This is a genomic window from Caenimonas sp. SL110, from assembly GCF_001044395.1.
GTDB lineage: Bacteria > Pseudomonadota > Gammaproteobacteria > Burkholderiales > Burkholderiaceae_C > Ramlibacter.
Window position 1 is genome coordinate 1 of the sequence record NZ_JANU01000045.1, and the last position, 18,089, is coordinate 18,089.

Annotated in this window: 11 protein-coding genes and 1 pseudogene; 5 read left to right on the forward strand and 7 right to left on the reverse strand. The window is 60.6% G+C overall.

Annotation, left to right across the window (positions count from 1 at the left end; all coding sequences use genetic code 11):
* Nucleotides 1–133: 133 nt before the first annotated feature.
* Together AQ12_RS22845 and AQ12_RS22850 are read left to right on the forward strand one after the other, a co-directional pair.
* Nucleotides 134–247 (forward strand): annotated as a pseudogene (locus AQ12_RS22845) (IS5/IS1182 family transposase); the annotation flags it as partial.
* 290 nt (nucleotides 248–537) lie between these two features.
* Nucleotides 538–1,224 (forward strand): hypothetical protein, encoded by a 687-nt coding sequence (locus AQ12_RS22850; protein ID WP_152682860.1) that lies wholly within the window; start codon nucleotides 538–540, stop codon nucleotides 1,222–1,224.
* 518 nt (nucleotides 1,225–1,742) lie between these two features.
* On the opposite strand, the gene AQ12_RS18930 is transcribed toward AQ12_RS22850, so the two are convergent.
* The 6 genes from AQ12_RS18930 to AQ12_RS18955 form a co-directional block, all read right to left on the reverse strand.
* Nucleotides 1,743–3,365, reverse strand: coding sequence for a hypothetical protein (locus tag AQ12_RS18930; RefSeq protein ID WP_152682861.1), 1,623 nt, complete (start codon nucleotides 3,363–3,365; stop codon nucleotides 1,743–1,745).
* A gap of 57 nt (nucleotides 3,366–3,422) precedes the next feature.
* Entirely contained in the window at nucleotides 3,423–4,547 is a 1,125-nt protein-coding gene (fic, locus tag AQ12_RS18935) for a protein adenylyltransferase Fic (protein ID WP_048441528.1), read from the reverse strand.
* 229 nt (nucleotides 4,548–4,776) lie between these two features.
* Nucleotides 4,777–6,309, reverse strand: a complete 1,533-nt coding sequence (locus tag AQ12_RS18940; protein ID WP_048441529.1) for a SpoVR family protein — start codon at nucleotides 6,307–6,309, stop codon at nucleotides 4,777–4,779.
* Nucleotides 6,306–7,592: a YeaH/YhbH family protein gene (locus tag AQ12_RS18945; protein WP_048441530.1), complete on the reverse strand. Its 1,287-nt coding sequence runs from the start codon at nucleotides 7,590–7,592 to the stop codon at nucleotides 6,306–6,308. The genes AQ12_RS18940 and AQ12_RS18945 overlap by 4 nt, the downstream gene beginning before the upstream one ends.
* A 17-nt stretch (nucleotides 7,593–7,609) precedes the next feature.
* On the reverse strand, nucleotides 7,610–9,532 hold the full coding sequence (locus tag AQ12_RS18950; RefSeq protein WP_048441531.1) for a PrkA family serine protein kinase: 1,923 nt from the start codon (nucleotides 9,530–9,532) through the stop codon (nucleotides 7,610–7,612).
* A gap of 334 nt (nucleotides 9,533–9,866) precedes the next feature.
* Nucleotides 9,867–11,057, reverse strand: coding sequence for an ATP-binding protein (locus AQ12_RS18955; RefSeq protein ID WP_161799047.1), 1,191 nt, complete (start codon nucleotides 11,055–11,057; stop codon nucleotides 9,867–9,869).
* Nucleotides 11,058–11,190: 133 nt separating this feature from the next.
* Here AQ12_RS18955 and AQ12_RS18960 point away from each other — a divergent pair, with 133 nt between their 5' ends.
* The 3 genes from AQ12_RS18960 to AQ12_RS18970 are packed head-to-tail and all read left to right on the forward strand — an operon-like array spanning nucleotide 11,191 to nucleotide 16,876.
* On the forward strand, nucleotides 11,191–12,696 hold the full coding sequence (locus tag AQ12_RS18960) for a glycine betaine ABC transporter substrate-binding protein (protein WP_082151686.1): 1,506 nt from the start codon (nucleotides 11,191–11,193) through the stop codon (nucleotides 12,694–12,696).
* 10 nt (nucleotides 12,697–12,706) lie between these two features.
* Nucleotides 12,707–15,454 (forward strand): pitrilysin family protein, encoded by a 2,748-nt coding sequence (locus tag AQ12_RS18965; RefSeq protein WP_152682862.1) that lies wholly within the window; start codon nucleotides 12,707–12,709, stop codon nucleotides 15,452–15,454.
* Nucleotides 15,455–15,460: 6 nt separating this feature from the next.
* Complete coding sequence (locus AQ12_RS18970) at nucleotides 15,461–16,876, forward strand: M20 family metallopeptidase (protein WP_048441533.1); 1,416 nt, start codon at nucleotides 15,461–15,463, stop codon at nucleotides 16,874–16,876.
* 212 nt (nucleotides 16,877–17,088) lie between these two features.
* Here AQ12_RS18970 and AQ12_RS18975 read toward each other — a convergent pair whose 3' ends face one another.
* Nucleotides 17,089–18,054: a tripartite tricarboxylate transporter substrate binding protein gene (locus AQ12_RS18975; RefSeq protein WP_048441534.1), complete on the reverse strand. Its 966-nt coding sequence runs from the start codon at nucleotides 18,052–18,054 to the stop codon at nucleotides 17,089–17,091.
* Nucleotides 18,055–18,089 lie beyond the last annotated feature (35 nt).

Below are 18,089 nucleotides of genomic sequence, written 5' to 3' on the forward strand. Positions count from 1 at the left end.
GCTCAATCCTCTCAGAGAATGGAGCCTCCTCAAATACCGGGGCGGTTCAGCTTGACACGTTGGCGGCGCCTTCGGAAGGCGGAACTGAGATGCGGCGCGCGTGAAGGTAGTTGGAGCCTCATTCATGCAGTCAGTCAAGCGGCAGTTCGGCTTAACCAAGGTGCGCTTTCGCGGTCTGCAGCAGAACACTGCGCATCTGCTGCCGCTGTTCGCGCTGTCGCACCTGTGGATGGCGCGCAAAAACTGATTGGGCTGAAGGGGCAGGTGCGTCCGAAGACGGCGTAATGGGCGAGCGAAGCGCCCAAATCTCACTTCCAAGCCTTCCAAACATGTCAATTTCGCATATTCACAAATCGACCGACGTCACAACGCGACCGCGTCCGAGTTGTTCTGACCGTCCTTAACCCATCGCGATTCATCATTTCAACTCGTTCTTCGAAAAATTCGCGAATTAATGTCAAGCATGTCCTGTCAATGTTGCAGTGCATCTTTTACTTTAATTCGCTTTTTTGAGACCATTGTTCTTTTGGAGGCGAGATGGCTGCTAATCAACGGAACGCGTTCGAGGTTCTTCGTGATCTGATTCCAGCTACGCAGCTGAAACAGTCAGGCGTTGTTTTTAATTCGGGGCGCAATGCATTTTCGGGAACTCGACCGCTCTACATACTCGGGCTCAACCCTGGAGGTGGCCCTGACGATCATCAACACGAAACGCTGGAGTCGCATACTCAGGCAGTGAGCGAACGAAACGCAGACTGGTCTTCCTTTCGCGACCAGTCGCTCAAAGGCAAGCCGCCAGGCACATTTGGATTTCAGCCTAGGGTTTTGCACCTCCTCGATGCTGTGCAGCAAAAGCCCAGCGATGTGCCAGCAAGCAATTTGATCTTTGTTCGCACAAAGCGGGAGAAGAATCTTGACGGGCGTTTAGATGCGTTGGCTGAGGAGAGCTGGCAGTTCCATGAGACCGCTATCCGCCTTCTTGGCGTAAAGGTTGTTCTCTGCTTTGGCCAGACAGCAGCACATTGGGTTCGGCGTAGGCTGGATGCAGACCCAAAGCCGGTAGCAACCTTCACTGAGACCAATGAGCGGCGGTGGACATCGTCCACTTACTACTCTCCTTCGAGAAAGATTTCGATCGTGGCTGCAACCCATCCAAGTATTGCAAAGTGGACCGTTGAAGCGACGGATCCGTCCCGATTAGTGCGCGACGCACTAGCTGTTTAGAAGGGCCTGCCTGATGCCGCGCAACATGATGGATGATTACTGGGATATCCAGACGGCCAAGGAAATCGTGCAATCGCGGTCGCAACCTCGAGTGCGCCAATCAGAGAGCTATTCACCCCCACCCTTCAGAGTAGACAGCCCGTCGCCGGCGCAGGCATTTTGGATACTAGTTCGTGTGATTTGGGCCATCGGCATGCTGGCGCCATGCGTCATTGGCTTCTTCGTCGTGGGCCGATGGTGGGGAGGCACAACGCTCTGGGGTGCGACTGGGGGCGCATTCGGATTTTTCGTCGTAGGAACGATGCTGGTTTCCTGGGCGGCGCGAAGGTAGCCTGTGACCTGCCCCCCCCGTACCAGCGCAATTTCCCACAGTTCCGTCATCCGATCACGTCCCACAACTCCGCGATCCTGTCGCGCCCGCTGACCACGTACAAGGCCAGCGGGAACGAGACGGCGCTGGCCCTCATCACATCGGCATCGCCTCTAGCCTGACGGCAGGTCACAACGAAGCCCTGGTTTTATCGGTGAACTGAGGCAGGAGGCCTCATCACAACCTGGGTAAATTCTGGATCTTGCAGTGATTTATCAAGCGATATTCCGGCCCTGACCGATGGCGGCATTCCAAGCTGGTCGAGGTAGCTATCCACGTGGCTCTTCAAGGCATGGATAACGACTGGGGACGCCCCCTTCGCTTGAAGCGTCCTCAGCAACGCAGGGCCCAAACTCAAAGCAACGTTGGCTTTGTAAGTCCATTCCACGGACTGACTGCTGCCTGAACCCTGTCGTTTGAACAAATTGAGAGTCTCGATCGCAACATCGCTCTCCAGATTGAACTTCAATTCACTGTCGAATTGCGCTAACGTGTGATCGATGGCGGGTTGCTGCCTGGCACGCTCATCCATCTTGTCCAACTGGGCGCGCATCGGCTGCGAAAGATCGCCGTGTCCTTGCCCATAGAGCTGGATTTCGAACAGCCTGTAGATTTCGCGCGCCTGGGCAAGGCTGTCGACTGGTGCCTGCGTCTGTTCGCGTTGCAGGTTCACGGCGGCCTTGACTGCCTGGGCGAATGCAACCGGCGGATCAGGTTGACGGATGGCTTGGTCCAGCAATCCGAGCACGATGGCACGCCGTTCATCCGAACCCGAAAGACTTGCGAGCACCGCTTCAAGCTCTTTCGCGACGGCTTGCTGAACGTCTGCTGGCATGCCTTCCGATAACGCCACGGAGATACGGTGAGCAGTGAGTGCCTTGTAGTAAGGCTCAGCGTCATCGGCCCCGGGATACGACTGAAGCATCCGGTCGTAGAGCTTGTGAAAGGCCGAGATCGAACGCTCAATGGGGTTCGTTGCGGTGGGTCCAACCGTGCAAGCGCTGGCACCGGGCGCGAGCCCGTGCTCTTCTTCGTGGGCGAATCGCAGCAGGTAGATCAAAGCCTGGTGACCGGGATGCCCGGTCTCGATCTCACTGATGAAATCCACGTGCTGTTCCGCCCTGGCTTCTTGCGCGCGGGCCAGGTGCTTTTCTGCGATGGTTGCCGCTCGCATTCGCTGCTTGAAAAGCTCGACACAATCCCAGACGGTGCGAGGAACTTGCCACGTCCGCAGATCCCACATGAATGGCGCGGGCTGGGAGGTTACGGCTGAAGAAGCTGTATTTCCGAGCGGACGCAGCTCGAATTCCAGCGCTGCTTCAATCGCCTGCTGAACGCTGCGGGACATCCCAATGGAAAGTTTGCGCGCCAGGCCACTAGCGAGCTGGGCCCTGCAGACATGACGAGCGACCGCGACGGGCATCCCGTCCCTGCGGGCACGCTCCGCCACTGAGCTTTGGAAGTCTGCGGACGAGGCCAGGCGCGTCAAGCCCAACCGGAATTGATCCAGCTTTTCGAGGGCTAGATCATCGTCATCGGATTCGTCATCGGTTTCGTGACCAGGAGAGGACGCGCTTTGCAGCTCCAAAGGGGGCTTGCCACGGGAGACTTCGGCAATTGCATCGCGCGTGAGCGAGAGATGCGATCCGGCAGGTTTCCCATCGTTGTGCGGTTGCAGTTCGAGCCGTGCAGCTTCGACCCTCTTGAGTTCGCCAACAAACCTGTTCGTGTTCGCGGCACTGATTTTTGAGTTTTTCATTACTGTTTTCATTCACCGTTGAATCTGGAAGTTGATGCCCGGCTGAGAGCCAGCTGAAGTCGTACATCTTCAGACGTAGTGCTCAATGCGATTGCTATCCCGGCTGAGTAGCTGCATCAGCTTGGGGTGTATGAAGAGCTTCTCCTTGCCGAGGTTCATCTCTCGCAGGACGCCCAAGGTGGCAAGCTCATGCAGGTAACGCGAAGCCGTCTGGCGCTGGCCGATGCCCTTGTCGATCAGGTTGCCAATGCGGCAATAGGGCTGTTCGAAGATGACGTCCACCAACTCCCGCGTGTAGATCTTGGGAAGGCGTGTACGCACGTGATCGGTGGTGTGGTCTGCCAATGCGCGGATGGCGGCGATCTTGCCCGTTGTCCACTTGGACGTGTCGGCCACAGCCTGAAGCATGAAAAGCAGCCAGGGCTCCCAGGCCTGGTCACGTGTGACGTTGAGCAGAAGACGGTAATAGTCGGCCTTGTGTGCGATCACGTGGCGGCTCAGGTACAGAATGGGCAGGGTCAGCAGGTCTTCCTGGATGAGGTAGAGGATGTTGAGCACGCGCCCGGTACGACCGTTGCCGTCGATGAATGGGTGGATCGCTTCAAACTGGTAGTGGCCCACGGCCATTCGGATCAACGGGTCCAGATCTGTCTGGTTGTGCAGAAAGCGCTCCCAGTTGGCGAGCATGTCGCGCAAGCGAGCTTCACCTTCTGGGGGGGTATAGACCACCTCCCCGGTCCGATCGTTGGCGAGCTGGGTACCGGGGGTACGGCGGATGTCCATGTCCACCCCTTTGAGGGTGCGGCAAATGTTGACGGCTGTGGCGGTGCACAGCGGACGTTCTTTGAGCGAGTGATAGCCCTGGTTCAAGGCAGTGCGATAACGCAGCGCTTCTTTGGTAGCGTGATCGGCGTTGCCGTGGCCCTGACCTTGCGCATACCGAAACAGCTGGTCGGTCGTCGTGACGATGTTCTCAATTTCCGAGCTGTCTTTGGCTTCCAGCAACGGAATCGTATTGATCAACATCGCCTGATTGGGAATGAGCTCTGCTGCTTGTTTCAGCTCAGCCAGCGCTGCACGAGCCTCAATGCAGGCCTTGAGCACAGTCCGGCTTTCAAGCTCGACTGCCGGAGGCAGCGGGGGCAGTTGGTTGTACGGGTGATCGGCTTGCCAAGCCAATGCTGCGTCCGTCATGATGAAAGAATCCGGTTTTGTCGACACGTCGGCAGCTTATGTCGAAGCCATCGACACGTCAACAAAACGTGTCGAAATTTCAATGAAATATCGACACGTATACCTTTCTAACTATTTCTAATGAACGATTTGCGGACTTACCTGTGCAGAAAATCTCTACAAACTGCAAAAAATCTCTATTTCCAGCCCATTTCTGCGAAAAATCTCTATTCCCGAACCCCCGCGCCCCTCAATGCCCATGCCCCACCGGCGTCACCTCCCAATGCTGCAGCGCCTTGTCCTGCGCATCCACGCTCTCCAGCCGCACCCGGAACCCCCACAGCCGCGCCACATGCTTGACCACTTCTTCCGCCCCACTATCGAGCGGTCGGTCGTTGTGTCGGGTATGCCTCAAGGTCAGTGACCGGTCGCCGCGCAGGTTCACGTTCCACACCTGGATGTTCGGCTCGCGCCAGTTCAGGTCGTACTGCCTGGCCAGACCCTCACGCACGCGCCGATATCCCGCGTCGTCGTGAATTGCCGCCACTTCCAGTTCCTTCTGCGCGGAGTCATCCACGATCGAAAACAGCCGCATGTCGCGCATCACCTTGGGCGACAGGTATTGCCCGATGAAGCTCTCGTCCTTGAAGTGCCGCATCGCGTAGTCCAGCGTCTTGTGCCAGTCCGATCCGGCAATATCCGGAAACCACACGCGGTCCTCGTCGGTCGGGTTCTCGCAGATGCGCCGCAAGTCGGTGAACATCGCAAAGCCGAGCGCATACACATTGATGCCGCCATATCGTTTGTCGCCCACGCCCGGCTGGAACACGACGTTGGTGTGCGAACTCAATATCTCCATCATGTAGCCGTCGGTCAGCAGGCCCTGGTCGTACATGTCGTTGAGCAAGGTGTAGTGCCAGAACGTGGCCCAGCCTTCGTTCATCACCTGCGTCTGGCGTTGCGGATAGAAGTACTGCGCCACCTTGCGCACGATGCGCACCACTTCGCGCTGCCACGGCTCCAGCAGGGGCGCGTTCTTTTCGATGAAATACAGGATGTTTTCCTGCGGCTCTTCGGGGTAACGCTTCTTCTCCTTCTTCGCGTGCTTGTCCGCTGATCTGGGCAAGGTGCGCCACAGGTCGTTGACCTGCTGCTGCAGATAGGCCTCACGGTCCTTGCGGCGCACTTCTTCTTCCACCATCGAAATCTTTTGCGGCCGGCGATAACGGTCCACGCCGTAGTGCATCAACGCATGACACGCATCGAGCAATTCCTCGACTGCATCGATCCCATGCCGCTCCTCGCATTCGGTGATGTACGCCTTGGCATAGACCAGGTAATCAACGATGGAGCTCGCATCGGTCCACATGCGAAAGAGATAGTTTCCCTTGAAGAACGAGTTGTGCCCGAAGCACGCATGCGCCATCACCAGCGCCTGCATCGGCATCGTGTTCTCTTCCATGAGGTAGGCGATGCACGGGTCGGAGTTGATGACGATCTCGTACGCAAGACCCATGTGGCCGCGGCGATAGTTCTTTTCGCTCGATATGAACTGCTTGCCGAACGACCAGTGACGGTAATTCACCGGCATGCCGACAGACGCATATGCATCGAGCATCTGCTCGGCCGATATCAGTTCGAGCTGTACCGGATACGTGTCCAGGCCGTGGCGCTGCGCCGTCTTGCGGATCGCCTCGAAGTATTGTTCGATGAGCTCGAAGGTCCAGTCCGATGGGCTGGGCAGCTTCTTGCTGTCAGACGGTGTTTCGAAGACAGCGCTCATAAAACCCCCGCCGGACTCTTCTTGAACAGGTCGCGAAACACCGGGAATATCTGCGAAGGCGTCACGATCTTCTGCATCGCAAAGTGCGTGTTGGTGTCACGAACCCGCGTGTACTCTTCCCACAGGTTCTGGTCTTCATCGGCCACCTGCACATACGCAAAGTAGCGGCACAACGGCAGCAGCTTGTCGTTGAGCAGTTCGCGGCACTTGGCCGAGTCCTGCTGCCAGTTGTCTCCGTCAGAAGCCTGCGCGCCGTAGATGTTCCACTCCGACCCCATGTAGCGATCACGAATGATTTCGTGCATGAGCGTGAGCGCGCTCGACACCACCGTGCCGCCGCTCTCGGTCGCATGGAAGAACTCGTCTTCGGTCACCTCGGCGGCCTGCGTGTGGTGACGGATAAAGATCACATCAGTGCGCTCGTAGTGCCGCGACAAAAACAGATACAGCAGGATGAAGAAACGCTTGGCCAGGTCCTTGCGCGATTCGTCCATCGAGCCCGACACATCCATCACGCAGAACATCACGGCCTTGCTCGTGGGCACAGGCTCGCGCACGCGGTTGCGATAGCGCAGGTCGAACGGATCGAGAAACGGCACGCGCTTCAGACGCGCCCTGAGTATTTCAATCTCTGCTTCCAGCGCCGCGATCTTCGTGCCGGGCGCATCCTGGTCCCCGAGCAGTTCAAGCTCGGCCTCCAGCTTGCGCAGATCGGTCCGAGACTCCCCGCCCATCGCGATGCGCCGGCCCAGCGCAACACGCATCGAGCGCACCACATGCAAGCTGGTCGGGTTGCCTTCCGAAACGAATCCTGCGCGGCGGTTCTTCCATTCCGGTGCATCGGCGAGCAATTGCGTGCGAATGAGGCGCGGCAATGCGAGGTCGTCGAAGAAGTAGTTCATGAACTCTTCGCGCGTGATGCGAAACACGAAGTCGTCTTCGCCGCTTCCGTCCTGCGATGCGCCGTCGCCATTGCCCGAACCACCACCACCGGGCGGACGCGCGATGCGATCGCCCCGCAGGTATTCCTGGTTGCCCGGATGCACCATTTCGCGCTTGCCGCCTGCACCGTGATTGAACACGGGCTCGGACACATCGCGCCGGGGCAGCGTGATGTCGGTGCCCTCTTCCAGGTTCTTGATGCCGCGCTCGCCTACGGCCTTGCGGACCGCATCCTTGATCTGCTCACGGTAGCGACGCAGGAACCGCTCGCGGTTGCCAATGGATTTGTTCTTGCCACTGAGCCGCCTGTCGATGACCTGGTGGAGCAACGCCTTTGTCATTCAGGTGCTCCGCGTGGTCATGAGCTCTTGCGAACGCGCAGATACCACTCGCATAGCAATCTGACCTGCCTGTGCGTGTACCCCTTCTCGACCATGCGATTGACGAAGTCCTCGTGCTTTTTCTGTTCGTCGGCGCTGGCCTTGGCGTTGAACGAGATCACCGGCAGCAAGTCCTCGGTGTTCGAGAACATTTTTTTCTCGATGACTGTGCGCAGCTTTTCGTAGCTGGTCCACAGCGGGTTCTTGCCCGCGTTGCTGGCCCGCGCACGCAGCACGAAGTTCACGATCTCGTTGCGGAAATCCTTGGGGTTCGACAGGCCTGCGGGTTTTTCGATCTTCTCCAGCTCTGCGTTGAGCGCGGACCGATCAAAGATTTCGCCGGTATCCGTGTCACGGAACTCCTGGTCCTGGATCCAGAAGTCCGCATAGGTCACATATCTGTCAAAAATGTTCTGCCCGTATTCCGAATACGACTCCAGGTAGGCCGTCTGGATTTCCTTGCCGATGAATTCTGCATAGCGTGCCGACAGGTGTTCCTTGATATATGACAGGTACTTCTGCTCGGTCTCCGCCGGGAACTGCTCGCGCTCGATCTGCTGCTCCAGCACGTACATCAGGTGCACAGGGTTGGCAGCGACTTCGGTCGAATCGAAGTTGAAGACCTTGGAGATGATCTTGAACGCAAAGCGAGTGGAGATACCCGTCATGCCCTCATCGACTCCCGCGTAGTCGCGGTATTCCTGGTAGCTCTTGGCCTTGGGGTCGGTGTCTTTGAGGTTCTCGCCGTCGTAGATCTGCATCTTGGAAAAGATGCTGGAGTTCTCAGGCTCTTTCAGGCGAGTGAGCACGCCAAACTGCGCCATCATGCGCAGCGTGCCGGGCGCGCACACGGCATCCTTCAGCGAAGAATTGCGCAGCAGCTTCTCGTAGATCTTGACCTCTTCGGTCACGCGCAGGCAGTACGGCACCTTCACGATGTAGATGCGGTCGAGAAACGCCTCGTTGTTCTTGTTGTTCTTGAATGCCTTCCACTCGCTTTCGTTCGAGTGCGCCATCACGATGCCATCAAACGGTATGGCGCCAAAGCCTTCGGTGCCCTTGAAGTTGCCTTCCTGCGTAGCCGTGAGCAAGGGATGCAGCACCTTGATCGGCGCCTTGAACATTTCCACGAATTCGAGCAGGCCCTGGTTGGCCAGGCACAGGCCGCCCGAGTAGCTGTACGCATCAGGGTCATCCTGCGCATAGGTTTCGAGCTTGCGGATGTCGATCTTGCCAACCAATGACGAGATGTCCTGGTTGTTCTCGTCGCCCGGCTCTGTCTTGGCGATACCGCATTGCTTGAGGATCGACGGAAAGCGCTTGACGACCTTGAACTTGCGGATGTCACCGCCGTATTCTTCGAGCCGCTTCACGGCCCACGGCGACATGATGCGTTGCAGGTAACGCGGCGCGATGCCGTATTGCTCTTCGAGGATGGGCGCGTCTTCGGCGTTGCTGAAAAGACCTAGCGGCGACTCGTTGACGGGCGAGCCCTTGATGGCGTAAAAAGGCACCTGTTCCATCAGCGCCTTGAGCCGCTCTGCGATGGAAGATTTGCCGCCGCCTACCGGGCCGAGCAGATAGAGAATCTGCTTTTTCTCTTCGAGTCCCTGGGCCGCATGGCGAAAGCACGAGACGACCTGCTCGATGGGTTCTTCCAGGCCGTAGAAGTCCTTGAAGGCAGGATAGATGCGAACCATCTTGTTGCCGAAGATGCGCGACAGGCGCGGATCGTGTCGGGTGTCGACGATCTCTGGCTCGCCTATGGCCTTGAGCATTCGTTCCGCTGCGGTCGCATACGCGAGCGGCTCACGTTTGCACAGGTCCAGGTATTCCTCCAGGCTCATTTCTTCTTCGCGCGTCTGCTCGTAACGCTGCAGAAAATTCCGGACTACATCCATGAAACCTCCTAAGAAGTCAGTTGGCCGTGCGCCTGTTTAACGCTGAGCCATGATCGCAATCTGATCCCCAAATTTCTCACCCACCTGTCGGAAGAACGCTGCCTTCACTGTAGGTCAACGATAGATAAAAACAAGAGCCCAAGGTTCCTAGGTGGAAACGCTGTCGTCCGTTTTTCAGGTGGCTGCTGGAGCACACGCAAGCGCCGTGCCCGGGGGGCTGTCATGCCGGACTCGATCCGGCATCCACCGCGAAGCGGATGCGGCGCTTGATCAGTCATGGATTGCGGGTCAAGCCCGCAATGACAGTTCACGGGTCACGCCCGCAATGACAGCCTTACGAGGCCGCAGGTTCGCGCTGTCCGAGCGTGAAGTAAAAGCTCGCGCCTTCGCCTGGCGCAGAGCCCGCCCACACGCGCCCGCGATGGCGTGTCACGACCTTGCGCACGATGGCCAGGCCCATGCCGGTTCCTTCGTAGTCGGCCACGGGATGCAGGCGATGAAAGGGCTCGAACATTTTCGAGGCGTAACCCATGTCAAAACCCGCGCCGTTGTCGCGCACAAAGTACACCACCTCGTTGCCGGCGTCCTGCTTCATGCCGATCTCGATCTGCGCGTTCGCGGTTCGCGACGAGAATTTCCACGCATTGCCCACCAAGTGGTTCATGACCTGCATCAACAGGCGCTCGTCGCCATACGCGGGCATCGCAGCGGGTATCGAAACCTCGACCTGCCGCTTGCCCGAACGCTCACGGCAGGCCATCACCGCACCATGGGCCAGGTCGGCCAGGTCCACTTCTTCCAGGACCAGGCTGGTGCGCGACAGGGTCGATAGCGTGAGCAGCGCATCGGTGAGTTCGGACATCTGGCGTACACCGGCCCGAATCCGCGACAGGTAATGCCGACCGCGGTCAGACAGATCATCACCGGCGGCTTGCTGCAGCATCATGCTGAAGCCGTCCATCGAACTGAGGGGCGCACGCAGGTCGTGCGCGATGGAGTAAGAAAAAGCTTCCAGTTCCTGGTTGGCCGTCTCCAGTTGCGCCGTGCGTTCGCTCACGCGCCTGGCCAGCGCCGCCGCCAGCTGCTCGGCCATGTGCAACTCGCGCTCGGCCGCACGCCGCGTCTCCGATATGTCCTGCATGGCGCCTTGCAGCCGGCACACCCTGCCGTCCACATCCCACTGCGCTTCGCCGATCGCGCGGACCCACACGCGTTGCCCACGGGCAGTGATGATTTCGCCTTCTATATCGAACGGCGTTCCATCGGCCAGGCTCTTGCTGATCATGGCCGACATGGCATCGCGATACTCGGGCGAAAAAAAGGCCAGCGCCTCTTCAGGCGTAGGCCGTGCGCCGGACGCCAGGTGATGGATGGCGCAGACCTCTTCGGACCAGGTCACGCACCGCTCACCCACTACATAAGACCAGGCGCCCAGCCTGCCCATCTGCGCCGCCATGTGCAGCAGCGACTGCATCTCGCGCAACTGGTCTTCGGCGCGCTCCGCCCGCTGCCGTTCCGCAGCCACCTGGGGAGTTTCCGCATTCGCGATCAACTCAAGGAGGGGCGAAACAGAGGGTGGCATCACGCCCGGGAGTATCGTTTTCCCTGCATGCGCAGCCTTAGGGAATTTTCTTAAGGCACCCCCATAATCAGTTCGCATGAAACGCCTGGTGCTACTCGCCTGCCTGCTGGCCGGGCTCACGATCTGGACGCTCCCGGCGCCAGCGCAAGATGCAGGTGCAACGCTGCGGGTGGGCTCCAAACGATTCACCGAGTCGTACATCCTGGCGCAGGTGTTGGCGCAGACGGCGGCGCCGCATCTGCGTGAGCCGCCGCAGGTCAGGCAGGGCTTGGGCAACACCGCTGTCGTGTATGAGGCGCTGCGCTCCAACGCCATCGATCTCTATCCCGAATACGCGGGCACGATTGCCCTTGAAATCCTCAAGGCCGACAAGCCGATGTCGCTGCAGGCCATGCGGGACGCGCTGGCGGCGCTCGGGTTGGGCGTGGCGATTCCACTCGGTTTTAACGACGGCTACGCGCTGGCACTTCGGGAAGGTGATGCAGCACGGCTTGGCATTCGCACCCTCAGCGATCTGGCCAAACATCCGCAGCTGAAGCTGGGCCTGTCCAACGAGTTCATCGGCCGCGCCGACGGCTGGGCGGGGCTGGCCCAGCGCTACGGCCTGAAGCAGCAACCCACCGGGCTGGACCACGGGCTTGCCTATGACGCGATCACTGCGGGCCAGATCGACGTGATGGACATCTACACCACCGACGCGAAGATCGGCCACCTCAAGCTGGCCGTGCTGCGCGACGACCAGAACTACTTTCCGCGTTACGACGCGCTGGTGCTGTACCGGCTCGACGTGCCCCAGCGTTTTCCCCAGGCATGGGCCGCCCTCACCCGGCTTGAAGGCAGCATCGACGAGGCCCGCATGATCGCGATGAACGCGCGCGCCGAACTCGACAAGCAAGCTTTCGATGTGATTGCGCGCGACCATCTTTCGGGCAAGGGCAAGGCTGCGCAAAATGCTGCGCCGCGCGGGTTCGCGGCCAAACTGTTCGGGCCGGACTTGTGGCGGCTGACGGTGCAGCACGTGGGCCTTGTGATCGGCTCTGTGCTGATCGCCGCCATCCTTGCGATTCCTTTGGCACTTTTGACCTATGCGCGGCCGCGCGTTCGCGCCGCGTTGCTGGGCGTCACCGGCCTCTTGCAGACGATTCCTTCGCTGGCGATGCTCGCCGTGCTGATCTGGGCTGTCGGCGCGATTGGCATCGTGCCGGCGCTGATCGCGCTCACCATGTACGCCTTGCTGCCCATCATGCGCAACACCGTCACCGGACTTGGCGAAGTGCCGCAAGGCTTGCGCGATGCCGCATCGGCGCTGGGCATGAGCCACTCGCAACGGCTGCGCCTGGTCGAGTTGCCTTTGGCCTGGCCCACCATCCTGGCGGGCATCCGCGTGGCGACGACCATCGCCATCGGCACTGCGACCATCGCTGCGTTTGTCGGTGCCGGTGGATACGGCGAGCGCATCGTCACCGGGCTGGCCATCAACGACACCGGCTTGCTGCTGGCGGGCGCGGTTCCTGCTGCCGCGTTGGCCCTGCTGGCAGAAGGCTTCTTCGAGATCCTCGCGCGTGTTCGCGGGCGGCTATAGACTCAAATCCATGCGCACGTTTCTATTTTTCATCGCATTGCTGGCGTCGCTTACATCGCTTCCGGCCAGCGCCCTGCCCGCCAATGTCGAACATGTGGAGACGTTTCGCGGCGTCGCGCAGTACCGGCTCAAATCCAACGGCATGACGATCCTGGTGCTGCCGCAACGGGCCGCACCAGTGTTCACATTCATGGTTGTTTATCACGTGGGCTCGCGAAACGAGTCGCCGGGCAACACGGGCTCGGCTCACTTGCTCGAGCACATGATCTTCAACAAGTCCACGCAGAACTTCGGCCGCGCGAACGGGCACAAGACATTCCAGGAAGTGATCTACGAAGCAGGCGGCGACGCGGCCTCTTCCAACATGACGACCTGGTACGACCGCATGACGGGCTACTCGACCTTTCCGTCGGACAAGCTCGAACTCGCGATGCGCATCGAAGCCGAGCGCATGAGCCGCGCGCTCATCCTGGACGAGGAACGCAAGTCCGAAATGTCGGTGGTGCGCAATGAATTCGAGATCGGCGAGAACCAGCCGTCGCGCGTGCTGGCCAAGTCGGTGATCGCCTCCGCGATACAGGCGCATCCGTACCACTGGAGCACGATCGGCTATCGCTCGGACATCGAGGGCGTGACCACGGAGAAACTGCGTGAGCACTACAAGACCTTCTTCCATCCCGACAACTCCTCGGCCATCCTGATTGGCGACTTCGATACCGAGGCCGCGCTCACCGCATTTGATCGACAGTTCGGCGCGATTGCGCGCGCACCCCATCCCATCCCGCCGGTCATCACCGTCGAGCCGCCGCAGGAAGGCGAGCGGCGCGCCAGCGTCAGGCGGCCCGGAACCGTCGGCCTGGTTCATGTCGCCTACATGCGCCCTGCTGCCTCACATCCGGACTTCATGGCACTCGAAGTGCTGGGCGTCATCCTGGGGGACGGGGTCAATTCACGGCTGTACCGGTCGCTGGTCGATGAGGGACTCGCCACCAGCGTGGACGTCAGCAACTGGGCGCTGCGCGATCCCTTTGCGTTCTACATCACCGCGAGCAATGCGCCGGGACGCCCGCACCGTGATGTGGAAGCGGCGATCAAGTCGGTTGTGGCAGGCGTTGCAGACAAGGGCGTGACCGAGGTGGAACTTGCGCGCGCAAAGCGCCAGATTGAGATCGCCCACGTCCGCTCGCGTGAAGGCTCCAACAACCTGGCGCGCAACATGGCAGAGGCTGTGGCATCGACCGACTGGAAATGGTTCCTGACCTATACCGACCGGATCGCCGCCGTGAGTGCGGAAGATGTGAAGCGGGTGGCGGCGACATATCTGGTGACGGATCGCGCGACGGTCGGATGGTTCGAACCGACCCCGGCTTCCACTGCGCCAGGCACGCCAGCAGCCGGCATCGCTGCCCCGCCACGCACCTCCGCGCCCGGTGCATCCATAGCTGAAGCCGCAGCAAGCAGCGGCAGCGAACAGCGCCTGCCCTTTGCACAACGCACCTCCCGCAAGGTGCTTGCCAACGGCCTCATCGTCGACGTGGTGGTCAATCGCGCGCTGCCAACCGTCAGTGTTCGGGGCCTTGTAACCGCAGGCGGCATCACGAATCCACCAACGCAAGCTGCGCTGTCCGATCTCGTGGGCAAGATGCTCTCGCGCGGCACCACGCTGCGCACCAAGGAGCAGATCGGCGCGCTGCTCAATGATGCGGGCGCTACACGGCGCTACCTGCCGCAACTCGCGGAGCTTGGCATCGAGGCCAACGGCATGGCGCGTGATTTGCCCATGATGCTGGGCGTGCTCGCAGAAGAATTGCGGCAGCCCGCTTTCACCGCCGCCGAACTCGCCCGCGCCAAACGAGAACTCGAAAACGATTACCTGCGCGCCGACGACGACACTTCGTTTCGTGCGCAGGAGCGACTGGCGCAGCTCTCGTTTTCAGCAGGGCATCCGTACCATGCGCCGGGTCGTGAAGCGCGAGCTCGCAGCCTGGCAGCGCTGACGCAAGCCGACCTGCAAGCGTTCCACAAGGCCCGATTCGGCGGCGCTTCAATGATCCTGGCGATCGTTGGCGATGTGGACGCGAACGCCACGATTGCGTTGGTCGAGAAACTGTTCGGCAGCCTTGCGCGCGGGGACCGGCCTTCGTTCGCTTCGGTCGCACGCACCACACCTGCAGCGCAGCCTGCACGCGAAGCAGTCACGCTGCGAGGCAAGGCCAACATGAACATCATCATGGGCATGCCCAGTGGCCTGCGCCGCACCGATGCCGACTTCGAAGCTGCACTCGTCGGCAATGCCGTGATGGGCCAGAACGCGTTGTCGTCGCGCATCGGCAAACGCGTGCGCGACACCGAAGGCCTGAGCTACTCGATCTACTCGCGCTTTTTGCAGAGCGACGAACTGGACGGCGTGTGGCTGGTCAATGCCAACGTCGCGCCGCAAAACGTCGCCAAGGCGATCCGCTCCACGCGCGAAGTGATCGAGCTCTACGCGCGCGAAGGCGCAAGCGACGCAGAAGTCGCGGTGCAAAAGAGCTACTTCGAAGGCAACTTCAAGATCGCGCTGGGAACCAATTCAGGCATTGCATCCAACCTGGTCGCCGCCGAAAAATTCGGCTTCGGCCCGGCGTACCTGGACGAGTTTCCCAAACGCATCGCAGCCGTTACCACCGCGCAGGCCAACGAGGCCATGCGCAAACACTTTTCCCCTGCCAGACTCCACCTGGTCGTTGCAGGCGACCTCGACAAACTTCCGGATTGAACACACATGGATCGTTCGCAAGCTCCTTCCCGAGTGGAAGCCATTCACCGTTCCGAGCAGTCATTCGACTCCGGCGAATTCCGCGAGCTGATCGCGCGGCGCATCGCCATACCGACCGAGAGCCAGAACCCCGAGCGCGGCAGCGAACTGGCGGCCTACCTGCACGATGAAATCCAGCCCGCATTCGAGGCCATGGGCTTTGAGTGCCGCACGCTCACGCATCCCAAGGCGCGAGCGCCGTTTCTTTTTGCGCAGCGCATTGAAGGCGCCAACCTGCCGACGGTGTTCGGCTACGGTCACGGCGATGTGATCCGCGGCCTGGAGCCCGAATGGAAAGAGGGCCTGTCGCCCTGGAAGCTGACCGAGCGTGACGGCAACTGGTACGGACGCGGCATTGCAGACAACAAGGGCCAGCATTCAGTCAACATGCTCGCGATGGCGAACGTGCTCAAGCTGCGCGGCAAGCTTGGCTTCAACGCGAAGTATCTGGTCGAGATGGGCGAAGAAACCGGCTCGCCGGGTCTGCGCGAACTGTGCGAGGAGCACAAGCAACTGTTCGACGCCGACTTGCTGCTTGCATCTGACGGGCCGCGCCTTCGCGCCGACAGGCCGACGATCTTTCTGGGCACGCGCGGTGCGCTCAGTTTTGATCTGGTGATCGAGGCGCGCAAGGGTGGGCATCACTCGGGCAACTGGGGCGGGCTGATTTCCAACCCCGGCATCCAGCTTGCGCATGCGATTGCGAGCATCGTTTCGCCGACCGGCCAGATCCGCATCCACGAGTGGGTGCCCAGGGAGTTGCCTGCTTCGGTGCGACGGGCGCTTGCCGATTGCGAAGTCGATGGCGGCGCCGACGGCCCCGAGATCGAGGCGTGGTGGGGCGAGCCGGGACTGTCACCGGCCGAGCGCGTGTTTGGCTGGTGCTCGTTCGAGGTGCTCGCATACAAGACCGGCAATCCGCAGACGCCGGTCAACGCCATTCCGCCGACCGCGTGGGCGCGATGCCAGTTGCGATTCGTGGTCGGGCCGGACCCGAAGGAGTTCATGCCGGCACTGCGCAGGCACCTGGATCGGCAGGGTTTTCCGATGGTGAAGATCGTGCTGACGAAAGACGAGATGTTTGCGGCGACGCGCATCGACCCCGAAGACCCGTGGGTTCAGTGGACGGCTGCGTCGATTGCGAAGACGACGGGCAAGAAGCCCGCTGTGCTGCCCAACCTCGGCGGCTCACTGCCCAACGACATCTTCACGGACATCCTGGGCCTGCGCACGGTCTGGGTGCCGCACTCGTATCCGGGCTGCTCCCAGCACGCGCCCAATGAGCACCTGCCGCCGGAGCTGCTGCGCGAAGCGCTGTCGGTGATGACGGGGTTGTATTGGGATATGGGTGATGGGGCCACGCCGAAGGCCAAAACCGTTTAGCAGAAGCCGTCATTGCGGACTCGATCCGCAATCCACCGCGAAGCGGCAGCGGCTCTTGATCAACCGCTGCATGGATGCCGGATCAAGTCCGGCATGACAACCGGAATAAAGGCTGTCATTGCGGACTCGATCCGCAATCCACCGCGAAGCGGCAGCGGCGCTTGATCCATTGCGGCATTAATGCCGGGTCGTGGCCCGGCATGACGGCCCCGTCACTCCAGCTTCACGTTCCCCGCCGCCACCACCTGCGCCCAGCGCGCGCGTTCGGTCACGAAGAACTTGTCCTGTTCACCCGACGTCATCGTGACCACTTCAGCGCCCTGCCCTGCAAGCCGCGCGCGAATGTCGGGCGAGCGGATCACGCGGATCAGTTCTGCATTGAGCCGCTGAACAATCGCATCGGGCGTGCCGTTGGCAACCAGCATGCCCTGCCACGTGCCCGACTCGAATCCGGCGATGCCCTGCTCTGCAATCGTCGGCACCTCGCCAATCAGCGGCATGCGGGTCCTCTTGGAAACGCCGAGCACCTTGAGCTTGCCCGACTGCACATGCGGCAGCGTGGCGAGCATGCCGTTCATCAGCACCTGGGTCTGGCCTGCAACCGTATCGAGCACCGCCTGCACGCCGCCCTTGTACGGCACGTACTGCCAACGCGCCCCACTCGCACGTTCGAGCGCGACACCCGCCAGATGCGGCGCGCTACCGGTCGCCGTCACTGCGAAGTTGAGATCCTTCTGTTTCGACAGCGCCACCAGTTCCTTGAGGTTGGACGCAGGCACCGACGGATGCACCACCAGCAAATGTGGCGAATACGCAAGCATGGTCACGCCACGCAAATCCTTTGACGGATCGAAGGCGAGCTTCGTGTACACCGACGGGCTGATCGCCAGGGCGCCGGTGTCGCACAGCAGCATGGTGTAGCCGTCGGGCGCGGACTTCGCAACGAGCTCCGCACCGAGGTTGCCGTTGGCCCCTGCCCGGTTTTCCACGATCACCGATTGCTTGAGCGCGTCGGAGAGCGGCTGGCTGATCGACCGCGCGATGATGTCTGACGACCCGCCCGGTGGATACGGCACGATGATGCGCAGCGTCTTCGAAGGCCACTTGTCCGCCTGGGCATGCAGGGCAGGAGCCGCAACCGCTGCAGCGACCGCGATGAATGTGCGTCGTTGAATCATGAAAACCTCAAAGTCATTGATGTTGTATGTTATCG